The sequence below is a fragment of the Emcibacter sp. SYSU 3D8 genome, assembly GCF_039655875.1.
Taxonomy (GTDB): domain Bacteria; phylum Pseudomonadota; class Alphaproteobacteria; order SMXS01; family SMXS01; genus RI-34.
Genome location: NZ_JBBYXK010000016.1, coordinates 1 through 502, shown reverse-complemented (window position 1 = coordinate 502; position 502 = coordinate 1). Strand labels below are relative to the sequence as shown.

The window sequence follows — 502 nt, the reverse complement described above, 5'->3', positions numbered from 1 at the left end:
TCAAGACCCGTCCATCGCGCCAGTCGGCACCCTGTTCGACCAGTCGGCGCTCAGCTCTGAAAAGTACGGCGCGAAGCTGACATATGCCCGCGAGGACACGCTGTGGACGGGTCTGCAGCTAGCATTCGGCGCCGACTACCTGCACGACAAGACGTTCCAGGAACTGGCTCAGACCGACCGGCTGTGGGTGCCGGAGTTGATCTACAAGGGCTGGGCTCCGTTCGTCCAACTGGAGCAGAAGCTGTTCGATGATCTCGTGCGGCTGTCGGGCGGCCTGCGCTATGAAAAGGCGACGCTGCACGTGCCGGACTTCACGACCATCGCCAGCGCCAATTCCACGTTCGTGGAAGGGGGCTCCCCCAGCTTCAATAAGCTGCTCAAGAATGCGGGTCTGGTAGTCGAGCCGGTCACCGGTCTGTCGATGTTCGCCTCGTACTCGCAAGGCTTCACGATGCCGGACGCCGGACTGATCCTACGCGCCGTCAACAAGCCGGGTCAGAAC

The 502-nt window shown here is 62.2% G+C and carries 1 protein-coding gene; it reads left to right on the top strand.

Annotation, left to right across the window (positions count from 1 at the left end):
* Positions 1-502: TonB-dependent receptor (locus WJU21_RS19490; protein WP_346325140.1), on the top strand; the 502-nt coding region annotated here is incomplete at both ends.